Source organism: Microbacterium sp. NFH-22A-Y, from assembly GCF_021401375.1.
Taxonomy (GTDB): domain Bacteria; phylum Actinomycetota; class Actinomycetes; order Actinomycetales; family Microbacteriaceae; genus Microbacterium; species Microbacterium hominis.
In genome coordinates, this window is sequence record NZ_JACBGF010000005.1 from 37,286 (window position 1) to 55,976 (window position 18,691).

Consider the following 18,691-nt stretch of genomic DNA (forward strand, 5'->3'; position numbering starts at 1 on the left):
CGCGCATGTCGTTTCCTCCGCGTTTCGGCCACCGGCCGCCGCCGGCGCCCTGCGCTCGATAGCCTGGACGGGTGACCGACACCCCCGAGCGTTTCGCCGCGTCGCGCGGCGGCGACCTGCACCGTCCCTACACCGCGGCCCCCGACCGCTACACCTCCGCCGGCTACCGACAGGTGGGCGCCAGCGGCCTCTACCTCCCCGCGATCTCGCTGGGGCTGTGGTGGAACTTCGGCGACAACGTGCCGTTCGACAATCAGCGCGCGCTGCTGCGCCACGCCTTCGACCGCGGCATCACCCACTTCGACCTCGCCAACAACTACGGCCCGCCGTACGGCAGCGCGGAGACGAACTTCGGCCGCATGATGCGCGAGGACTTCCGGCCCTACCGCGACGAGCTCATCATCTCGTCGAAGGCCGGCTACGACATGTGGGACGGACCCTACGGGCAGTGGGGCTCGCGCAAGTATCTGCTGGCCAGCGCGGAGCAGTCCCTCACGCGGATGTCGCTCGACTACGTCGACATCTTCTACTCGCACCGCTTCGACCCGGTGACGCCCATCGAGGAGACGGTCGCCGCGCTCGACACCCTCGTGCGACAGGGCAAGGCGCTCTACGTCGGCATCTCGTCGTACGAGCCCGAGCAGACCGCGCGGGCCGCCGCCGTCGCGCGTGCGCTCGGCACGCCCCTGATCATCCACCAGCCCGCCTACTCGATCCTCAACCGGTGGATCGAAGACGGTCTGACCGGCGTGCTGCAGCAGGAGGGCATGGGCGCCATCGCGTTCGTCCCCCTGGCACAGGGGCTGCTGACCGATCGCTACCTCGGCGACGGCACCGCGACCCGCTCCCAGGACCGCTCGTCGCTGCCCGGGCGTCGCCTGACCGACTCCGCCCTGGAGGGCCTGCGCGCTCTCGACGTGATCGCCCGCGAGCGCGGGCAGAGCCTCGCGCAGCTGGCTCTGCAGTGGGTGCTGCGCGACGGCGTCGTGGCCTCGGCGCTCATCGGGGCCTCGCGGACCGCGCAGCTCGACGAGAACCTCGCCGCGCTGGACGGGCCCGCCTTCGACGCCGAGGAGCTCGCGCGCATCGACGTGATCGCTGCCGGCATCGGAGAGATCTGGGTGGACGCTTCGTGACCATCGCCGGGCTGGCCGGTCGCCGGGTGCACGCGCGCGCGCCCGGCAAGATCAACATCGCCTTCGACGTCGGCGACGTCCAGCCCGACGGCTACCACGACGTCGCCTCCGTGTACCAGGCCGTGTCGGTGTACGAGGACGTGTGGGCGCGGGTGGCCGACGATTTCACCATCGCCGTCACGGGCGACCTCGATGTGTCCGGCGTCCCCCTCGACGCCACGAACCTCGCCGTCCGGGCGGCGCGGCGCGCCGCCGAGCGGCTGGGCTGGCAGGGCGGCATCCACCTCGACGTCCACAAGGGCGTGCCCGTCGCCGGCGGCATGGGGGGCGGGTCGGCGGATGCCGCGGCCGCCCTCGTCGCCGTCAACGAGCTGCTGGGCGGCGGGCTGACGACGCTCGAGCTGCAGGAGCTCGGTGCGCCCCTCGGCGCGGACGTGCCCTTCGCGGTCCTCGGCGGCACGGCCATCGGAACCGGCCGCGGCGACGAGCTGGCGCCGGCGCTCGCCCGCGGGCGCTTCGACTGGGTGCTCGTGACCAGTGCGGACGGGCTGTCGACGCCGGCGGTCTACGGCGAGCTCGACCGCCTGCGCGACCTGCCCGACATCGCGCCTGATCACGGCGTGCCGTCCGCCGATCCCGTGGTGCTGCAGGCGCTGCGGGCGGGCGACCCCGCGGCGCTCGCCGTCGCCGTCCGCAACGACCTCCAGGATGCCGCGCTGTCGCTGCGGCCCGCACTCGCCGACACCCTGCGCGCCGGACGACGGGCGGGCGCCCTGGCCGGTATCGTCTCGGGGTCGGGGCCCACGGTCGCCTTCCTCGCGGCCGACGAGCGCGCCGCCGTCGAGCTCGCCGCCGACCTCGCGGCCGCCGCGCCGGCTCGTTCGCGTGTGCTGCACGCGCACGGTCCGGTGCCCGGCGCCCGCGTCGTCACGGCCTGAGCGCCGCCATCTCGCACACCCCCTCGAACGGAGAGCACCATGACCGATCGTCACCGTCCGCACCACGACGCCTCGCTCGACAGCACCCTGGTCGATGAGCTCGCCGCGCGCGATCTCGTCGTGCGGCGGGTCGACGACGCGCTGCGCACCGAGACCGACCCGTGGCTGGAGGCCGTCTCGCGCGGGTTCCTCGACGGCGAACGCACCGAGACGCAGCGCGAGGCGTTCTTCGCCGGCTCGGCGTACCGTCGCAAGCTCGGCGTCTTCGACGAGACGGCGCCGCAGCCGGAGGTGCCGGTCGCGACCTTCGCGTCGTGGGCCGCGGAGCTCAGTCTCCCCGGCGGGGCGGTGCCCGCCTGCGCGATCAGCTCCGTGACCGTCGCCCCGACCCATCGCCGCCGCGGCATCCTGCGCTCGGTGATGGCGGGCGAGCTGCGCACCGCCGTCGAGCGGGGCCTTCCGGTGGCGATCCTCACCGTCAGCGAGTCGACCATCTACGGTCGCTTCGGCTTCGCCCCCGCGGCGCTGGCCGCGCAGTGGCGGATCGACACGCGCCGCGCACGGTGGATCGGACCCGACGCCCCCGGACGCATCGACTTCGTCACGCGTGCGCAGGGACGGGAGATCGCCGCGGAGCTGCACGAGCGGGTCCGCGTGCACGCGCCCGGTGAGATCGACATGCCCGGCGGGCACTGGGATCGCTTCTTCGGCACGAGAGCGGACGTCGAGAAGGCCGAGCAGCTGCGGGCGGTGCAGTACCGCTCGCCGTCCGGCGACGTCGAGGGCGTCGCCGTGTACCGCGTCACCGAGAACGAGCACGACTTCGCGGCATCCACCGTCGAGATCGGCCTGCTGCTCGCCGCCGGCGACGAGGCGTACGCGGCCCTCTGGCGCTTCTTCCTCACGATGGACCTCATCGGCACGGTGGAGGCCAGCGAGCTGTCGGTCGACGAGCCGCTGTGGTGGATGATCGTTGACCAGCGCGCCGTGACGGTGACGCTACGCGACCACCACTACACGCGCATCCTGGACGTGCCGGCGGCGCTCTCGGCGCGGACCTACGACGTCGTCGACACGGTCGTGCTCGACGTCGCCGATCCGCTGGGCATCGCCTCCGGGGTGTTCCTGCTGACGACGGATGCCGACGGCACCGCCGCGGTGGAGCTGGTCGACGAGTCGCCGGTCGGCGTGCCGACGGTCACGCTCGGGGTGGCCGAGCTGTCTGCGCTGCTGCTGGGCGGCGTCTCGCCCGTGACGCTGGCGCGCGCGGGCCGTCTGGTCGCCGACGACGCCCCCGCGCTCGCACGGCTGTTCGCCTCCACGGTGCCGCCGCGGCTGAGCTTCTGGTACTGACCGCCGGGACCTCTCGCGTAGCCTGGAGCGGATATGGCGCATCTGCTCGGGGCTGAGGGCCTCCACCTGGAATTCCCCACGAAGGTCGTCTTCGACGGCGTCTCTCTCGGCGTCGACGAGGGGGATCGCATCGGCATCGTCGGCCGCAACGGCGACGGCAAGTCCAGTCTGATGGCGATGCTCGCGGGGCGTCTGGAGCCGGATGCCGGTCGCGTCACCGTGCGCGGCGGGGTGCGCGTGGGCGTGCTCGATCAGGGCGACACGCTCGACGACGCCCTCACGATCGCCCAGAGCGTCGTCGGCGACCGCGCCGAGCACGACTGGGCGGGCGATGCCGGCGTCCGCGACGTGATCTCCGGCCTGGTCGGCGACCTCGACTGGGACGGCCCCGTGGTCGGTCTCTCGGGCGGGCAGCGCCGGCGCGTGGCGCTCGCGCGACTGCTCGTCGGCGACTGGGACGTCCTCGCCCTCGACGAGCCCACCAACCACCTCGACGTCGAGGCGGTCGCCTGGCTCGCCGCGCACCTCAAGCGCCGCTGGTCCGCCTCGACGGGGGCGCTGCTGGTCGTCACCCACGACCGGTGGTTCCTCGACGAGGTCTGCACCCGCACGTGGGAGGTGCACGACCGCATCGTCGAGCCGTTCGAGGGCGGCTACGCCGCGTACGTGCTGCAGCGCGTCGAGCGCGACCGCCAGTCGGCGGTCATCGAGCAGCGGCGGCAGAACCTCGCCCGCAAGGAGCTCGCGTGGCTGCGCCGGGGCGCGCCCGCGCGCACGAGCAAGCCCCGCTTCCGCATCGACGCGGCCAACGCCTTGATCGCCGACGTCCCCGAGATCCGCGACGCCGTCCAGCTGCAGTCCCTCGCCGTCTCCCGCCTGGGCAAGGACGTCGTCGACCTGCTGGATGCCGGCGTCGCGTACGACGGGCACCCGGTGCTCACCGACGTCGAGTGGCGCATCGCGCCGGGCGAGCGCACCGGCATCCTCGGCGTCAACGGCGCCGGCAAGTCGACGCTCCTCGGCCTGGTGGCCGGCACGGTCGAGCCCACGAGCGGCCGGGTCAAGCGCGGCAAGACCGTGAAGGTCGCGACGCTCACGCAGCGGATGGACGAGCTGGACCAGTACCGGGACGACCCGGTGCGGGTCGTGATCTCGGGCCTGCGCACGAGCTACACGATCGGCACGGGCTCGAAGGCCGCCGAGCTGACGCCCGGGCAGCTGCTGGAGCGGATGGGTTTCAGCTCCGCCCAACTGTCGACGCCGGTCAAGGATCTCTCCGGCGGGCAGCAGCGTCGGCTGCAGCTGCTGCTGATCCTGCTCGACCAGCCGAACGTGCTCATCCTCGACGAGCCGACGAACGACCTCGACACCGACATGCTCGCCGCCATCGAGGATCTCCTGGACTCGTGGGCGGGGACCCTGCTGGTCGTCAGCCACGATCGCTACTTCCTCGAGCGCGTCACGGACCAGCAGTACGCCGTGCTGGACGGGCACCTCCGCCACCTGCCCGGCGGCATCGACGAGTACCTGCGCCTGCGCGCCGCGCAGCTGTCCGCACCGGCCGCCGCTCCCGCGGCATCCGGCGGCGCCGCGTCGGGTCCCGCCCTCGCCGGCGCCGACCTGCGCGCGGCCCAGAAAGAGGTCGCCGCCGCGGAGCGGCGCATCCAGAAGCTCACGTCCCAGGTGGATGCCGCGCGCACGGCACTCGCCGACCACGATCAGTCGGACTACGTCGGCCTGGGGGAGCGGATGCGGGCGATCGGCGAGCTGGAGGCGGAGATCGCCGCGCTGGAGGAGCGCTGGTTCGAGTTGTCCGAGCTTCTCGGCTGACGCCCCGCGACGGAGGAGTTTCGGTCGCTCGTGGCGTCCGAAACTCGCTGGGGCGCCGTTTCGGGCGCTCGAGGCGACCGAAACGCGAGCCTGCGTCAGGCGTCGAAGCCGAGGGAGAGCTTGCGCAGCAGCGCGGCGAGGCGTTCCCGGTCGCCGCGGGAGAGCACGCCGAGCAGCAGGGCCTCCGCGTCGACGAGACGCGTGATGGCGGCATCCACGCGGGTCTTCCCGTCGTCGGTGATCGTGACGAGCACGCTGCGGCCGTCGGCCGGGTCGGCTTCGCGGCGCACGAGACGGCGGCCCACGAGCCGATCGATGCGGTTGGTCATCGTCCCGCTGGAGACGAGGGTCTGCTGCAGCAGCTGCTTCGGGCTCAGCTGATAGGGCTCGCCCGCGCGGCGCAGGGCCGACAGTACGTCCCACTCCCACGGCTCGAGGTCGCTGCGGCGGAACGCCTCGCGCCGCGCCCGGTCGAGGTGGCGCGACAGACGGTCGACGCGGGAGAGCACCTCGAGGGGCGAGAAGTCGAGGTCGGGACGCTGGGCACCCCACGCGCCGACGATCCGGTCGACTTCGTCGTGTTCGGTGGCCATGGCTCCATTATCGCGGGAGGCGATCCGCCCGATTTGGCGCGCGATACCCCCGGGGGTATATTCGGGCGAGAACTGAACCTGAAGGGGGAGCACGGATGCGCATCGTGATCGTCGGAGGCGTGGCGGGAGGGATGAGCTGCGCCGCACGCGCGCGCAGGCTCGACGAGTCCGCCGAGATCGTCGTGCTCGAGCGCGGGGAGCACGTCTCCTTCGCCAACTGCGGTCTGCCCTACCTCGTGGGCGGCGAGATCGCCGACCCGTCCGCGCTGCTCGTGCAGACGCCCGCGTCGCTGAAGGCCGCGCTGGCCCTGGACGTACGCACCGGACACGACGTGACCCACCTGGATGCCGCGGCCAAGACCGTGACGGTCGTCACCGCGGACGGGGTCGACACGCTCGCCTACGACGCCCTCGTGCTCGCACCGGGTGCCCAGGCGGCGCGCCCGCCGATCGCCGGACTCGACTCCCCTCGCGTGCGGACGCTGCGCACCGTGGAGGATGCCGTGGCGCTGCGCGACCGCGTCGTCGCCGGTGCGCGCCGGGCGGTCGTGCTCGGTGCCGGCTTCATCGGCGTCGAGGCCGCGGAGGCGCTCGCCCAGAGGGGCCTCCACACCACGGTCGTGGAGCTCGCGCCCCACGTCCTCCCTCCGCTGGAGGAGGAGCTCGCGACCCTCGTGAGTGCCGAGCTGCACGCGCTCGGCATCGAGGTGCGCGCCGGTGCGGCCGCGACGGCGATCGAGTCGGGCGTCGACGCCGACGTCGTCGTCCTCGACGACGGATCGCGGCTCGACGCCGATCTGGTGGTGCTCTCGGTCGGGGTCCGGCCCGACACCGCCGTGTTCGAAGAGGCCGGCGTCGCCTGCGTCCGCGGGGCGATGATCGTCGACGACCACGGCCGCACCTCGCTGCCCGACGTCTATGCGGTCGGCGATGCGACCGCGGTGGCCGACGCCGTGACGGGCGCCGTGCGCCCCGTCGCCCTCGCCGGCCCCGCCAACCGGGCGGGCCGCCTCGTGGCGGACGCGATCCTCCGCCCGCACACGGCCCGCGCGATCCCACGACCGGTCGGCACCGCCATCGTGCGCGTCGGCGCGCAGACGGTCGCGCTGACGGGCGCCAACCGTGCCGCACTGGCGGCCGCGGATATCGAGGTCGACACCGTGCATCTGCACCCGGGCCAGCACGCCGGCTATTTCCCCGGTGCCTCGCAGATCCACCTCGTCGCGCACGTCCGGCGCGACGACGGTCGTCTGATGGGTGCGCAGGCCGTCGGCGCCGACGGCGTCGACAAGCGGATCGACGTGCTCGCCACCGCCATCCGTGCCGGGTGGAGCGTCGAGGACCTCATCGATCTCGATCTGGCCTATGCGCCGCCGTACGGTTCGGCGAAGGATCCCGTGAACTTGCTCGGCATGGTGGGGGAGAACGTGCGCTCCGGCACGCTGCGCCTCTGGTACGCGCAGGAGCTCGAGGAGGTGCTCTCGTCGGCGCTCGTCCTCGACGTCCGCACGCCCGCGGAGCTCGCCGCCGGCCGGCTGCCGGACGTCCTGGCGATCCCGCACACGCAGCTGCGGGCCCGCCTCGACGAGGTCCGCGACGCCGCCGCCGGCCGCCCCGTGCGCGTGATGTGCCAGTCGGGCGTGCGCTCCGCGATCGCGCATCGGGTGCTCGCGCAGGCCGGGTTCGACTCGGCATCCCTCTCCGGCGGCATGCTGACGCTCCGCGCCGTCCTCGGCGACCGCGCGGGGACCCTGCTCGTGACCGATCGCACCGCCGTCTGAACCCCCCACACCGACACCGAAAGACGAGGAGACCTCACATGTGCTCTGCCGTGACGTGCACCACCTGCGGAAAGACGACCTGGGCCGGCTGCGGCCAGCACGTGGACCAGGTGATGCGCAACGTCCCCGCCGCGCAGCGCTGCGACGGACACGAGACCGACAGCGGATCGGGCTTCTTCTCCCGACTGTTCTCCCGCTGATGGCGACCTCGACGCACGACCCCGCCGCCCAGCGCAAGATCGCCAACCGGCTGCGCCGCGCCCGCGGGCAGCTGGACGCCGTGATCGCGGCCGTGGAGGAGGGGCGGCCGTGCCGCGACGTCGTCACGCAGCTGGCGGCCGTCTCCCACGCGCTGGACCGCGCGGGCTTCGCGATCGTGTCGACCGCGCTGCGCGAATGCCTCGCCGATCCGGCCGCCGCCGAGATCGAGGACGGCCTCACGACGGAGGAGCTGGAGAAGCTCTTCCTCATGCTCGCCTGACGGCCGATCGATGCGGTCTTCGGCGCCGGAGACTGGCAGACTGGACCGGCATGCCCGCCGTCTCGCGGGGTGCGGTCCGCCGTAGTGTAACGGCAGCACGACAGCCTTTGGAGCTGTGAGGTTCAGGTTCGAATCCTGGCGGCGGAGCATGACAGAGAACACGTGGGACGCGTCCCTGGCCGTCGTGATCCTCGCCGCCGGGCAGGGGACGCGCATGCGATCCGCGCTTCCGAAGGTGCTGCATCGCATCGGCGGGCGTCCGCTCGTGGGCCACGTCCTCGACACGGCGCGCGACCTCTCCGCCGCGCACGTGCTGGTCGTCGTCCGGCACGAGCGCGACCAGGTCGCCGACGCCGTCACCGGCATCTCACCCGAGGTCGTCGTCGTCGATCAGGACGAGGTGCCCGGGACGGGCCGCGCGGTCGAGGTCGCGCTGGCCGCGGTGCCGGCCTTCGACGGCGACGTCCTGGTGCTCTCGGGCGACGTCCCGCTGCTGGACGCGCCGACTCTCAGCGCCCTCGTCCGCGATCACCGCGACTCGGGGGCCAGCGCGACGCTGCTGTCGGCGGTGCTCGATGACGCGACCGGCTACGGCCGCGTCATCCGCGCGACCGACGGCACCGTCGAGCGCATCGTCGAGCAGAAGGACGCGACGGCGGCCGAGGCGGCCGTGACCGAGATCAACGCCGGCGTCTACGTCTTCCGCTCCGCCGCCCTCCGCAGGCATCTGGCGCGCGTGGGCACCGACAACGCGCAGGGCGAGAAGTACCTCACCGACGTCATCGGGCTCGCCCGTGCCGCCGGGGAGCCGGTGGTCGCCTCGATCGTGGCGGACGTCGCCCTCACGCTCGGCGTCAACGATCGCGCCCAGCTCGCCGAGGCGGGGCGGCTGCTCAACGCCCGCACCGTGCGCCGCTGGCAGCTCGAGGGCGCGACCATCCAGGACCCGGCGACGACGTGGATCGACGTGACGGCGACTCTCGCCCCAGACGTGACCGTGCTGCCGAACACCCACATCCTGCGGGCGACGGCGGTGGCCGCGGGTGCCACGATCGGTCCGGACACGACGCTGGAGGATTGCGAGGTCGGCGAGAACGCGGTCGTGCGCCGCGCCGACGCGACGCTCGCCGTGATCGGCGCGGGCGCCACGGTGGGCCCCTTCGCCTACCTCCGACCCGGCACCGTGCTGGCCGCCGGCGGCAAGATCGGCACGTTCGTCGAGACCAAGAACTCCACCATCGGCGAGGGCAGCAAGGTGCCGCACCTGTCCTACATCGGCGACACGACCATCGGTCGCGGGGTGAACCTCGGCGCCGGCGCGATCACGGCCAACTACGACGACATCGCCAAGCACCGCACCGAGATCGGTGACGAGGTGCACTCCGGCTCGCACAACGTGTTCGTCGCGCCCGTTAGGATCGGAGACGGCGCCAAGACCGGAGCCGGCGCGGTGATCCGCAAGGATGTCCCGCCCGGAGCCCTCGCCTTGAGCGTTGCCCCTCAGCGCAACGTCGAGGGGTGGGTTGAGAACCACCGACCGGGAACGGCCGCGGCGGCAGCTGCCGCGCAGTCCCGGTCTGCACAGGAAGCGGACGATGGCGCGCAAGAAGCACACGGTTGATCTGGACGTCGAGCGCGGGATCGCCCCGGGACTCGTCGCCAAGACCAAGAAGCGTCTGGTCGTCGCGAGCGGAAGCTCCCACCCGACCCTGTCCCACGACGTCGCCGCGGCCCTCGGCACCGAGCTCGTCCCGACCGAGCACCGCACGTTCGCGTCGGGGGAGATCCTGACGCGGTTCGAGGTGTCGATCCGCGGATGCGACGCGTTCATCATCCAGTCCTTCGGGCCTCCCGTGAACGAGTGGCTCATGGAGCTGCTGATCATGCTGGATGCCGCCAAGCGGGCATCCGCCAAGCGCATCACGGTCGTCGCGCCCTACTATCCGTACTCGCGCCAGGACAAGAAGGGACGCGGCCGCGAGCCGATCAGCGCCCGTCTCGTCGCCGACCTGCTGAAGACGGCGGGTGCCGACCGGGTCATGAGCGTCGACCTGCACGCCGCGCAGATCCAGGGGTTCTTCGACGGCCCCGTCGACCACCTGTTCGCCAAGCCCGTGCTGCTCGACTACTTCCAGAAGAGCCTGTCGCCGGAGGACCGCGAGAAGCTGACCGTCGTCTCGCCCGACACGGGACGTGTGCGCGTCGCCGACCAGTGGTCGGACTCGCTGGGGGCGCCGCTGGCGATCATCCACAAGCGGCGCGATCCGAACGTGGCCAACCAGGTGACGGTCAACGAGATCGTCGGACATGTCGAGGGTCGCGTCTGCCTGCTGGTGGACGACATGATCGACACCGGCGGGACGATCGTGAAGGCCGCCCAGGCGCTCAAGGCGAACGGCGCCGAGCGCGTCATCGTCGCCGCGACGCACGCCGTGTTCAGCGACCCCGCCACGCAGCGCCTGCAGGATGCCGCCATCGACGAGGTCGTCGTCACCGACACGATCCCGCTGCCCCCCGAGAAGCGTTTCCCGGGACTGACGATCCTGCCGATCGCCCCGCTGCTCGCGCGCGCGATCAAGGAGGTCTTCGAGGACGGCTCCGTCACGAGCATGTTCGACGGCGCCGCCTGAGTCGGCATCCGCCGTGTTTTCCCCGCCGCGCGGACGGCGAGTCGGGCGCGCACCTTCTAGGATCGCGCTATGACCCTTCCCACCGTCGACGCCGAGTTCACCGTCGCAGGCCCGCACGCACGTGAGGTCGACGAGGTGCGGCGCGCGCTGCGCGTCGACGACGCCGGCCTGACCACGTCCGAAGCGACGTCGCGACTCGATGTCGTCGGGCCGAACCTCCTGCCCGAGCCCCAGCGGACCCCCGCGTGGCTCCGTTTCCTGTCGCATTTCAACGACACGCTCATCTACATCCTGCTCGCCGCCGCCGCCATCAAGGCGGTGATGGGCGACTGGCTGGACTTCTGGGTGATCATGGCGGTCGCGATCATCAACGCCGTCATCGGCTACGTGCAGGAGGGGCGCGCCGAGAAGGCCTTGGCGGGCATCCGCGGCATGCTCTCGTCCGACGCGACCGTGCGTCGCGACGGCCGGTGGGCGACGGTGCCGGCGGCCGATCTCGTGCCGGGCGATCTCGTGCGACTCATGCCGGGCGACAAGGTCCCCGCCGACGTCCGGCTGGCGGAGGCGACCCAGCTGCGGATCGACGAGGCGGCGCTGACCGGCGAGTCGGTGTCGTCGTCGAAGGACCGCGCCCCCGTCGCCGGCGACGCCGGCGTGGGCGACCGCTCATCGATGGCCTTCTCCGGGACCATCGTGACGGCCGGACAGGGCCTCGGCATCGTGACGGGCACGGGCTCGTCCACCGAGATCGGCAAGATCCAGGCGCTCGTCGGCGACGCCGGATCGCTCGACACGCCGCTCACCACCCAGCTGAACGCCTTCGGCCGCAAGCTCACGCTGGTGATCCTCGGCATGGCGCTGACGATGATGGTCATCGGCCGCTACCTCCACCAGATGCCGTTGCCCGAGCTGGTGTCGGCGACCATCGGCTTCGCCGTCGCCGCGATCCCCGAGGGCCTGCCCGCCCTCGTCACCATCACGCTGGCGATCGGCGTGCAGCAGATGGCGCGGCGCCACGCGATCACGCGCAAGCTCCCCGCGGTGGAGGCCCTCGGGTCGGTGACCACCGTGTGCTCCGACAAGACCGGCACGCTCACCAAGAACGAGATGACCGTCCGCACGATCGTCACGCCCGTCGCACGCTACGAGGTGTCCGGCCTCGGCTACGACCCCGCCGGCGACATCGCGCCGGCCGGCGGCGCCGATCTCGCGGCCCTCCTCGCCGTCGCCGACCTGTGCAACGACGCGTCCCTCGAGCGCGTCTCCGCGGGAGCGGATGCCGAGCGGGCCGGCGCCGCCGGCTGGGCGCTTGTCGGAGAGCCCACCGAGGGCGCGCTGAAGGTCGTCGCGATGAAGGGGGGAGTGGACACCGCCGGCACGCGCCGTATCGGCGTCGTGCCCTTCGACTCGGCCCACAAGTTCATGGCGACCCTCAACGAGAGCGCCGACGGCTCGCGCGCGATCCTGGTCAAGGGCGCGCCCGACCGCCTCCTGGACCGCGCGCTGACCCAGCGCGGGGCCGACGGCTCGGAGCCGCTCGACCGCGGCTTCTGGGAGCGGGCGGTCGACGAGCTCAGCGGGCAGGGCCTGCGCGTGCTCGCCGCCGCACGCAAGCCCACCCGCGCCACCACTGTCGAGGTCGACGACCTCCAGGACCTGGAGCTCCTCGGGTTGTGGGGCATCGTCGACCCGCCGCGTCCCGAGGCCATCGCCGCCATCGCCGACTGCCATGCCGCCGGCATCCGCGTGAAGATGATCACCGGTGACCACGCCGGCACCGCCCGGGCGATCAGCCGCGAGATGGGTCTGGTCGCCGACGAGGACGCCCCGGTGCTGACCGGCGCCGAGCTGGAGGCGCTCAGTCAGGAGCAGCTGAAGGCCGTCGTGCGCGGGGTCGACGTGTTCGCCCGCACGAGTCCCGAGCACAAGATCCGTATCGTCCGCGCCCTGCAGTCGCACGGCGAGGTCGTCGCGATGACCGGCGACGGCGTCAACGACGCTCCCGCGCTCACCCGTGCCGACGTCGGCATCGCGATGGGCATCAAGGGCACCGAGGCGACGAAGGAGGCCGCCGAGATCGTCCTGGCCGACGACAACTTCGCGACGATCCGCAGCGCCATCGCCGAGGGACGGCGCATCTACGACAACCTCCGCAAGTCGGTCGTCTTCCTGCTGCCGACCAACGGCGCGCAGTCGCTGGTGATCCTCGTCGCCGTGCTGTTCGGCCTGACCCTCCCGCTGACACCCGTCCAGGTGCTGTGGGTGAACATGGTGACCGCCGTCACCCTGTCGCTCGCGCTCGCCTACGAGCCGGCCGAGCGCGGGATCATGACCCGTCCGCCGCGCGCCACGGGCGGATCCATCGTGTCGGCCCGAGAGCTCGGTTTCGTGCTCTCGGTGTCGCTGCTGATCGGCGGCGCGACGCTCGCGGTGTTCGCCCTCTCGCTCGCGCGCGGCTCGGACGTCGACGTCGCGCGCACGGAGGCCGTCGCGATGCTCGCGTTCGGTCAGCTGGCGTTCCTGCTCAACTGCCGCTTCCTCGGGCGATCGAGCCTCACGGTGGACGTCCTGCGCGGCAACCCGGTCATCTGGTGGTCGGCGCTCGCTCTCATCGTGCTCCAGGTGCTGTACACCTACCTGCCGTTCCTCAATGGGCTGTTCGGCTCCGAACCCCTGGATGCGGTGGGCTGGATCCTCCCGGTCGGCATGTCGGTCGCGGTGTTCTTCGCGGTGGAAGGGCTCAAGGCGCTGCGGCGTCGGTCGGGCCCGGACGTCGCGGCGGTGCGCTGAGCGGGCGCGTCTTTCAATGCGAATGCATAGGCAACGCCTGGCAGACGCCAACCCGGCCCCCGCTACCGTGGAACTGCCACCGCGATGCGCCCCCGTGCATCTGAAGCGGCAGGGCACGACAGAAGGAGGACCATCATGATCCGCACCACCGCCGTACCCCGTTCCGTCCGCGCCGGCGCCGCCGCCGCGTCCGTTCTCGGCATGGTCGCCCTCGCGGGCTGCTCGGCCACGACGACGGCCGACGCGACGGCCAGCTCCACGCCGGAGAAGACGACCGCCGCCACGGCATCCGCGACGCCCTCGTCGACCGCCGCGGCGGAGTCGACCGCGTCCACCAGCGTCTATAAGGACGGCACGTACACCGCGGACGGCTCCTACTCGACCCCCGAGTCCGTCGAGACCATCTCGGTCACCGTCACCCTGGCCGACGACGTCATCACGAGCGTCGAGGTGTCGGGCAACCCCACCAAGCGCGAGTCGGAGCAGTACCAGAGCCAGTTCATCGGCGGGATCAGCAGCGAGGTCGTCGGCAAGAACATCGACGAGATCTCGGTGTCGCGCGTCGCGGGATCGTCGCTCACGAGCGGCGGGTTCAACACGGCCATCGCGGAGATCAAGTCCGAAGCGAAGGCGTGACGGCGACGCCGCCGCGCGGAGGCGACATGCTCGAGCGGGCCCGGTGGGAGTTCGAGGCGATCGGCACGCGGTGGCGGATCGACACGTCGGCGCCGCTCGCACCGGCTCTCCGCACCGCGGTGAGCGCGCTCATCGACGACTTCGACCGGACCTGGTCACGGTTCCGTCCGGATGCGCGGATCGCGCCCCTCGCGTCGGAGCCCGGCGCGATCCCGGCTCCCGCCGACGCCGCCGCGATGCTCGAGCTGTACGGCGCACTCAGCGAGTCCACCGAAGGGGCGGTCAACCCCCTCGTGGGCGACGCGCTCGCGCGCCGCGGATACGACGCCCGCTACGGCCTCGTCGATCGCGGCGCGCAGTCGGCGCCGGCACGCTGGCGGGAACTGCTGACGTGGACCGACGGGACCCTGACGCTGCGGGAGGCCGCCACGATCGACGTCGGGGCGCTCGGGAAGGGACGCCTGGTCGATCTGGTGCTCGCGACCCTCGCCCCCCGCACCGACGGTGACGTCACGGTCGACGCGGGCGGCGACATCGCCCTCCGCGGCAGCGAGACCATCGCCCTGGAGCATCCCTTCGACGCCGCGCGTGCGATCGGCGTGTGGCAGGTGACGGATGCGGCCCTGTGCGCGTCGGCGACGCAGCGCCGCTCGTGGCCGGGCGCGGACGGCGGCGGCCTGCACCACGTCCTGGACGCCCGGACGGGGGAGCCGGTGCGGACGATCGCCGCCACGTGGGCGGTGGCGCCCGACGCGATGACCGCGGATGCCGCGGCGACCGCGCTCTTCTTCGACGGCGGACCGCGTTTCGCCCATGCCCACGGCGTCGCGTGGGTCCGCATGACCACCGACGGCCGCGTGGAGTGGTCGCCCGACAGTAAGGCAGAGTTGTTCCTGTGATGACCTCGCTGACCGCCGCCTGGAACCGCACCCTCGCGGTGCTCGGCCGCGTCTCCATGTACCGACTGGTCGTGCTCGCCCTGGCCGTGCTCGCGGCGATCTCGTTCGTGCTGTCGTTGTTCGGCGCGGTGGGGCCGTCGCCGTGGGAGCTGCTGGCCACCGTCGCCGTCCTCGCGCTGGCGTGTGCGGGCACGGATGCCGTCGCGCACCGCTTCCTCGGCAAGGACTGGCGCTGGGAGTCCTCCCTCATCACCGCGCTCATCCTGCTGTTCGTGCTCCGGCCCACGGTCGAGCCGCTGGGACTCGTGGGCGTCGTCGTGGCGGGCGTGGTGGCCTCGGCATCCAAGTACCTGCTGGTGTGGCAGGGGCGACACATCTTCAACCCGGCCGCCGTCGGCGCCACCGTCCTCACGATCCTCAGCGTCTGGCTTCCGGACCTCGGCGCCTCGGCCTGGTGGGTGGGATCCCCGTTCCTCGCCGGCCCGGTGATCCTGCTCGGACTGGTGGTGCTCGTGCGCACCGAGAAGGTGCGCATCATCACGCTGTTCCTGCTGATCGCGGTCGCGGTCGCGTTCGTGCGCACATCGGTGCAGTATCAGCAGGCGGGACTCGCCCTCGACACCGGCACCGTCTTCTGGAACATCCTGTGGTCGTCGCCGTTCCTGTTCCTCGGCGCCTTCATGCTGTCCGAGCCGCTCACCCTCCCGCCCCGTCGCTGGCAGCAGTTCGCCGTGGCGGCGCTCGTGGGCGTGCTGGCCGGCTGGCCCATCGACATCGGCGACGTCAGCCTCGGCCAGGAGCGCGCGCTGCTCATCGGCAACCTCCTCGCGTTCGCCTTCGCCGCCCGCACGGCCGTCCGCCTCACGTTCCAGGACCGCGTGGCGCTGACCCCGACGGTGCGTGAGCTCTCGTTCCGTGCCGAGCGGCGCTTCCGCTTCGTGTCGGGGCAGTACCTCGAGCTCGAGGTGCCGCACCCGCGCCCCGACGCGCGCGGCACCCGGCGGGAGTTCAGCATCGTCTCCGCCCCCGAAGAGCTCCCGGAGGTGCGCATCGCACTGCGGGAGGGATCGCAGTCCAGCTACAAGAAGGCGCTCGCCCTCGTCGAGCCCGGCCAGAGGCTCGCCGTCACCGGCGTCTGGGGCGATTTCGTCCTGCCGGCGCGGCCGTCCGCCCCCGTCCTGATGGTCGCCGCGGGCATCGGCGTGACGCCGTTCGTGTCCCAGCTGCGTCACCTGCGCCTGTCCGGCGAGGACCGCGACGTCGTCTTCGTCTACGTCGCCTCGGATGCCGAGGAGCTCGCGTTCCGCAGCGACCTGGAGGATGCCGGCATCCCCGTGATCGTCTTCACGCGCAACGAGCCCTCCACCCTGCCGCCGCACTGGCGCTGGGCCCGCGGCGTCCGACTCGACGCCGACGGCCTGCTCGAGGTGGTTCCCGACCTCGCTGCGCGCCATGCCTACATCTCGGGGCCGCCGCGTCTCATCGCCGATCTCGCGCCCGCGCTCGAGAAGGCGCGCTCCCTGACGACGGACGCCTTCTCCGGCTACTGAGCCCCGGCCGCGACCCGGCCGCCCCGTCTCGGGCGGGATCGTGAGCCGCCCGCGCGCGGGTCAGCCCGCGGCGAGCGGGCGCGACCAGGCGACCTCTCGGCTCAGCCGTCCGGTCTGCTGGAACATACGCACCTGATGGGTGTCCGCAAACGTCGCGACGAGCTCGTCGCGGTCGGCCGGCTCGAAGCCCAGGCTCTGCCAGAACGGGCCCGACCGGCGGCTGAAGAGCCACGCCCTCCGGGCGCCCTCCGCGACGGCACGCTCGAGCGCGAAGCGCGCCAGCGCGGTGCCGCGACCACGGGAACGCCGCGTCGGGCCGACGGCGACGCTGCGGATCAGCGCATGACGGCCGTCGCCGCTGATCTCGTAGCCGACGCTGCCGACGATCGCACCCGTCCCGTCGCGTTCGAGCCACAATCGCACGCTCGGTGCGTCCAGTCCGCTCAGCGTGAGGTCCACCGCTGTGAGGAAGGCCGTCAGCGCCCCGACATCAGCCGCACGGCACCGCTCGAGATCCACGCACTAAGTCAACCAGTCGTGACCGTGAGGAGGCGAACCGGGATGCCGGCCGCCGCTCGCGGACGTCGCCGTCAGGCGGCGTCGACGGCGGTCGAGGCGCCCTCCGCCCCGGGGGTGGCGGGCCGCGCCGGCAGGCGCACCTCGAACACCGTCCGGCCCGGCACACTGTCGACCGTGATCGTGCCGTGATGGGCCGTCACGATCGCCTGCGCGATCGAGAGTCCCAGCCCCGTCCCGCCCGTCTGCCGGGCGCGTGAGGTGTCGGCGCGCGAGAACCTCTCGAACAGCTCTCCCGCGATCTCCGGGGCGATGCCGGGGCCGTCGTCGGCGACCTGCACGACGGCCTCGCCGTCGACGAGCGCGATGGATGCGGTGACGGTGGTGCCGACGGGGGTGTGGACGCGCGCGTTGGTCAGGAGGTTCGCGATCACCTGGTGCAGGCGCATGGCGTCGCCGGCGACGACCACGGGTTCCTCCGTGGCATCCAGCTGCCACTGGTGCTCGGGACCGGCCACCTGCGCGTCGGCGACGCCGTCCAGCACGACACGTGTCAGATCGACCGCGCCGTAGACGAGCTCCTTGCCCTCGTCCAGGCGCGCGAGCAGCAGGAGATCCTCGACCAGGGCCGTCATCCGCAGCGACGCCGACTGGATGCGCTCCAGGCTCTGCTCCGACTGTTCGGCGCTGACGGCGACCTGCGTCGCGGTCGCGGCGTCGCCGGCCGCCTGGACCGTCCGCAGAGAGCGCAGCGACAGCTCGGAGTACCCGCGGATGGCGGCGAGCGGGGTGCGCAGCTCATGGCTCGCGTCGGCGACGAAGGCGCGCATGCGCTCCTCGTTGCGCTGGCGCGCGGTCAGCGAGACGTCGACGTGATCGAGCAGCGAGTTCAACGCCGCGCCGACCCGACCGATCTCGTCGCTCGCATCGGCCTCGGTCGCCGGGACGCGCTCGGTGATCGTCACGTCGCCCGAGTCCAGTCGCTGGGCCGCCACCCGGGTGGCGGTCGCCGCGACGGCGCGCAGCGGTCGGAGCGAGTGTCGGATCACGATCGCGATGACCGCCGCCAGCAGGAGCAGGCCGCCCGTCGTGACCAGGGCGACGGTCGTGAGGATCTGGGCGATCGTCGAGCTGATGGACGACAGCGGCAGCCCGACGGCGATGACGTAGTTGTTGCCGGCGCGGGTCGTGAACAGCCGGTAGGCGCCGAGGTCGTCGACGGTGGCGGTCGTCGCGGGAGAGGTGTCGAAGGCGGTCACGATCTGCTGCACCTGGGCGTCGGTGAGCTGGTTGACGGTGTTGCCGTCGAGGTAGGCCCCGTCGAGGGCAGTGGGGGAGCGCACGACCAGCAGGACGCCGGGGGTGCGCACGCGGGCGTCCTGGAGGACGCTCAGCGCCGTCTCGACCGAGCCGTAGTCGGAGTGCGGACCGACCAGCTGCGCACTCACGCTGCCGGCGGCGTCGCGCACCTGCGTGTCGAGCTGACCGGACAGGATGTTGCCGAGCAGCGCGCTCGTGGCCAGGCCGATCATCGCCAGGATGAGGGTCACCATGCCGA

Annotated in this window: 16 protein-coding genes and 1 tRNA gene; 14 read left to right on the forward strand and 3 right to left on the reverse strand. The window is 72.4% G+C overall.

The annotated features are described in order from the left end of the window. Positions 1-71 precede the first annotated feature (71 nt). From L0965_RS15480 to L0965_RS15495, 4 genes are read left to right on the forward strand one after another with little or no spacing between them, the layout of a single operon-like run. The gene (locus tag L0965_RS15480) at positions 72-1,136 is read left to right on the forward strand and encodes an aldo/keto reductase (RefSeq protein WP_060959839.1); all 1,065 of its coding nucleotides are present in this window, start codon (positions 72-74) and stop codon (positions 1,134-1,136) included. After that, positions 1,133-2,074: a 4-(cytidine 5'-diphospho)-2-C-methyl-D-erythritol kinase gene (locus L0965_RS15485; RefSeq protein WP_101306002.1), complete on the forward strand. Its 942-nt coding sequence runs from the start codon at positions 1,133-1,135 to the stop codon at positions 2,072-2,074. Before L0965_RS15480 ends, L0965_RS15485 begins: the two co-directional genes overlap by 4 nt. A gap of 39 nt (positions 2,075-2,113) precedes the next feature. Further along, complete coding sequence (locus L0965_RS15490; protein ID WP_101306003.1) at positions 2,114-3,427, forward strand: GNAT family N-acetyltransferase; 1,314 nt, start codon at positions 2,114-2,116, stop codon at positions 3,425-3,427. Between the two features lie 33 nt (positions 3,428-3,460). Further along, positions 3,461-5,257 carry an ABC-F family ATP-binding cassette domain-containing protein gene (locus L0965_RS15495; RefSeq protein WP_101306004.1) on the forward strand — a complete coding sequence of 599 codons (1,797 nt, stop codon included), beginning with the start codon at positions 3,461-3,463 and terminating at the stop codon, positions 5,255-5,257. 95 nt (positions 5,258-5,352) lie between these two features. Here the strand turns inward: L0965_RS15495 and L0965_RS15500 are convergent, their stop codons facing one another. After that, positions 5,353-5,850 carry a MarR family winged helix-turn-helix transcriptional regulator gene (locus L0965_RS15500; protein WP_060959835.1) on the reverse strand — a complete coding sequence of 166 codons (498 nt, stop codon included), beginning with the start codon at positions 5,848-5,850 and terminating at the stop codon, positions 5,353-5,355. 95 nt (positions 5,851-5,945) lie between these two features. On the opposite strand from L0965_RS15500, the gene L0965_RS15505 reads away from it, so the two are divergent. The 10 genes from L0965_RS15505 (at position 5,946) to L0965_RS15550 (ending at position 16,617) form a co-directional block, all read left to right on the forward strand. Further along, positions 5,946-7,631, forward strand: a complete 1,686-nt coding sequence (locus tag L0965_RS15505) for an FAD-dependent oxidoreductase (protein ID WP_101306005.1) — start codon at positions 5,946-5,948, stop codon at positions 7,629-7,631. 38 nt (positions 7,632-7,669) lie between these two features. After that, positions 7,670-7,831 carry a hypothetical protein gene (locus tag L0965_RS15510; RefSeq protein WP_198553690.1) on the forward strand — a complete coding sequence of 54 codons (162 nt, stop codon included), beginning with the start codon at positions 7,670-7,672 and terminating at the stop codon, positions 7,829-7,831. Further along, entirely contained in the window at positions 7,831-8,112 is a 282-nt protein-coding gene (locus L0965_RS15515) for a metal-sensitive transcriptional regulator (protein WP_060959833.1), read from the forward strand. The genes L0965_RS15510 and L0965_RS15515 overlap by 1 nt, the downstream gene beginning before the upstream one ends. A 75-nt stretch (positions 8,113-8,187) precedes the next feature. Then, positions 8,188-8,259 (forward strand) — tRNA-Gln (locus L0965_RS15520). A gap of 1 nt (position 8,260) precedes the next feature. Beyond that, positions 8,261-9,733: a bifunctional UDP-N-acetylglucosamine diphosphorylase/glucosamine-1-phosphate N-acetyltransferase GlmU gene (glmU, locus tag L0965_RS15525; RefSeq protein WP_101306006.1), complete on the forward strand. Its 1,473-nt coding sequence runs from the start codon at positions 8,261-8,263 to the stop codon at positions 9,731-9,733. Further along, positions 9,708-10,742 (forward strand): ribose-phosphate diphosphokinase, encoded by a 1,035-nt coding sequence (locus L0965_RS15530; protein ID WP_060959831.1) that lies wholly within the window; start codon positions 9,708-9,710, stop codon positions 10,740-10,742. The genes glmU and L0965_RS15530 overlap by 26 nt, the downstream gene beginning before the upstream one ends. A 69-nt stretch (positions 10,743-10,811) precedes the next feature. Further along, the gene (locus L0965_RS15535; protein WP_101306007.1) at positions 10,812-13,532 is read left to right on the forward strand and encodes an HAD-IC family P-type ATPase; all 2,721 of its coding nucleotides are present in this window, start codon (positions 10,812-10,814) and stop codon (positions 13,530-13,532) included. A gap of 135 nt (positions 13,533-13,667) precedes the next feature. Further along, positions 13,668-14,168 carry a hypothetical protein gene (locus tag L0965_RS15540; protein WP_060959829.1) on the forward strand — a complete coding sequence of 167 codons (501 nt, stop codon included), beginning with the start codon at positions 13,668-13,670 and terminating at the stop codon, positions 14,166-14,168. A 26-nt stretch (positions 14,169-14,194) separates the two neighbouring features. Then, entirely contained in the window at positions 14,195-15,067 is an 873-nt protein-coding gene (locus tag L0965_RS15545; protein WP_101307197.1) for an FAD:protein FMN transferase, read from the forward strand. Continuing rightward, on the forward strand, positions 15,067-16,617 hold the full coding sequence (locus L0965_RS15550) for an FAD-dependent oxidoreductase (protein ID WP_060959828.1): 1,551 nt from the start codon (positions 15,067-15,069) through the stop codon (positions 16,615-16,617). Before L0965_RS15545 ends, L0965_RS15550 begins: the two co-directional genes overlap by 1 nt. Positions 16,618-16,677: 60 nt before the next feature. Here the strand turns inward: L0965_RS15550 and L0965_RS15555 are convergent, their stop codons facing one another. Then, the gene (locus L0965_RS15555) at positions 16,678-17,136 is read right to left on the reverse strand and encodes a GNAT family N-acetyltransferase (protein WP_101306008.1); all 459 of its coding nucleotides are present in this window, start codon (positions 17,134-17,136) and stop codon (positions 16,678-16,680) included. 71 nt (positions 17,137-17,207) lie between these two features. After that, entirely contained in the window at positions 17,208-18,686 is a 1,479-nt protein-coding gene (locus L0965_RS15560; protein WP_101307198.1) for a cell wall metabolism sensor histidine kinase WalK, read from the reverse strand. Positions 18,687-18,691: the final 5 nt, after the last annotated feature.